This is a genomic window from Bradyrhizobium sp. Cp5.3, from assembly GCF_000426265.1.
In the GTDB taxonomy this organism is placed as follows: Bacteria; Pseudomonadota; Alphaproteobacteria; order Rhizobiales; family Xanthobacteraceae; genus Bradyrhizobium; species Bradyrhizobium neotropicale.
The window spans coordinates 1-2,182 of sequence record NZ_AUFA01000123.1; the positions used below are offsets into that span (position 1 = coordinate 1).

Here is a 2,182-nt window from a genome sequence, read left to right on the forward strand (position 1 = left end):
AGTACCGCGCAAACAGGCCGAACACATGGCTGCTCCGACCAATGCTGCGACGTGAAGATTCTTCTTGCCAACCCGGAGCCGTCCACACATGGCCCTTCGCGACATATTGCGCTGCCCACAAACCTGGTCGCTATCGGGACAAAGCGGACGTACTCTTCATCGGATCACACGGCCGATTTATGGGTACACAGCCTAGACAAGCGGCCAGACACAACAATATTCATTGTCGGCATTGCGGAAAGCTGCTAGTAGCGGTTCCTCGCGCGACTGGCGACATTGGGTGGAGCACCATCGGGAAGCGCGAGATAACTGCCGCTCGCCTGGGCGATTGAGGATACCCTCAATCAAAAAGCTTCTTCCGGAGCTGCCCATGTTGACGTCGATCAAAAATCACCGGACTTCAGACTTACGGCTATCACGGCCTGTTCGAGGAAGAGCGAACGCTCGGACAGAAGTTCAATTTTGATATTTCAGCCACTCTGCAAGAGGTTCAGACCCACCTCAGTGATGATCTGGACTCGTCGGTAAGATATGACGCCATCGTCGATGAAGCAGTGCAAATTGCAGCGTCAGGCAAGTTTCAGACTCTGGAGGCTCTGGGTGAGACGATCGCCGTGGGTCTGCTGCGGCGCTTCACAATCATGGACAGCGTTGCAGTCGCCGTTGCGAAATCAAATCCACCGATCGCCCATTCGATAGAACAAGTCGGCGTCCAAGTCAGTCTGCGGCGCACCGATCTTGCGCTATGCCAGGACGAGATCGCCGGCATCTGACTCTCTCCATCATCCCGCGTCGGCGTCTGGGACCTTGAAAGGAGGGCTGCTCATGGCGATCCTCATGCGCTTGGAATCAAATTGGATAATTCGGCCATTCCGACCTGACGACGCACCGGCAGTTCGGCGGCTAATCGAAGCCGTTTGGCATGAGCATTTTCATGGTCACCCGGACTCCTTTGTACGGGACTTCATTTATTCGCGTCTATCCGACGTCGACAACGCTGAAACTATGTACGCCGATCGAGCTCTCTTTTTGTGTGCGATCGCCGAAAGCGCAATCATCGGCACCGGTGCGGTCAAGCGTCTCGACGATCGAGAGTGCGAAATGGTTCGCATGTTTGTGGCCCCAATCTACCGAGGCCGCGGAGTCGCAAGGGCTATCGCAGATGGACTCATCAGCTTTGCCCGCAGCGCGGGATACGATCGCATACGCTTGTCCAGCAACAATGCGCTGACGGCCTCGCATCGTCTGTACGAAAGGATGGGCTTCCAACCTACGGCCCCCTGGGATCCAGACGGCGAAACTTACTCACGGTACTACGCCCTCCGCATATGAAAGGCCAATATTCTGCTGATCGCGGCGTCATGTTGAAATTGGGCTTTCTTGCCTCCAACAATGGCAGTGCCATGAGCAATCGTCGATGCGATTGCAGCGCATCGCTTGTACGCGCACGCCTGCGTAGTGGTGAGCAACAAGGCCGAGGCGGCTGCTCTGCCGTGGGCGCAGGGGCGAGGGATTCCTACACGCGTTATTCCGACGCTGCCGGACGCTGGAGAGGCGGACATAGCGCTGTGCGAAGTCTTGATGGCAGCCGGTGTCAATCTGGTCATTTTGTCAGGTTATCTCCGGAAATTGGGACCTCGGACGTTGGAAGCTTTTGCCGGAAGAATTCTGAATACGCATCCCGCGCTACTTCCAAAATTTGGTGGCAAGGGCATGTTCGGACGGCGTGCCCACGAGGCGGTTCTCGCCGCTGGCGAACTTGAGACGGGAGCCACCATTCATCTGGTCGACGGCGAATATGACACCGGCAGCATCATCGCGCAGCGAGCAATCCCTATTCCTACCGGCGCTGACGTTGCAGCAGTCGAAGAATTGGTTATGGCCGCCGAGGCATCGCTTTTCGTCGAAACGCTAACTCGAATTCAGACTGGCCAGCTGAATTTCTAGGTGCTGAAGTCGAGAATTATGTACCGGATTTGCGGTCCAACAATCCAGCGGATTGGCGGTGTAAAAATTAGGTGCAAATCGCGGCGCATATCGCTTCTTCCCATCGCGACATATTGTGCTGTCGCACGAACTTGGTCGCCATATCGAGAGAAAAGCGGACGTAGCCTTCGTCGGATCGCGGCCGAGTTTATGGGTACACGGCCTAGCACTACTTTGGCAGATTATTTGATTTCCG

Annotated in this window: 3 protein-coding genes and 1 riboswitch; all 3 genes read left to right on the top strand. The window is 55.8% G+C overall.

The window, feature by feature from the left end; genetic code table 11:
• Positions 1-253: 253 nt before the first annotated feature.
• Positions 254-333: riboswitch (ZMP/ZTP riboswitch) on the top strand.
• Between the two features lie 56 nt (positions 334-389).
• The 3 genes from folB to K289_RS47345 all read left to right on the top strand — a co-directional run bounded on the left by folB (position 390) and on the right by K289_RS47345 (position 1,947).
• A complete protein-coding gene (gene folB / locus K289_RS52040; RefSeq protein ID WP_084788961.1) occupies positions 390-773 on the top strand; it encodes a dihydroneopterin aldolase in 384 nt (127 codons plus the stop codon).
• Positions 774-837: 64 nt separating this feature from the next.
• Positions 838-1,332, top strand: coding sequence for a GNAT family N-acetyltransferase (locus tag K289_RS53335; RefSeq protein ID WP_371260920.1), 495 nt, complete (start codon positions 838-840; stop codon positions 1,330-1,332).
• Positions 1,333-1,461: 129 nt separating this feature from the next.
• The gene (locus tag K289_RS47345) at positions 1,462-1,947 is read left to right on the top strand and encodes a formyltransferase family protein (protein ID WP_245284151.1); all 486 of its coding nucleotides are present in this window, start codon (positions 1,462-1,464) and stop codon (positions 1,945-1,947) included.
• Positions 1,948-2,182: the final 235 nt, after the last annotated feature.

What these genes read in the sequence shown, in the direction of transcription:
- K289_RS53335 (WP_371260920.1), top strand. Translation starts at nt 838, where the DNA reads ATGCGCTTGGAATCAAATTGGATAATTCGGCCATTCCGACCTGACGAC.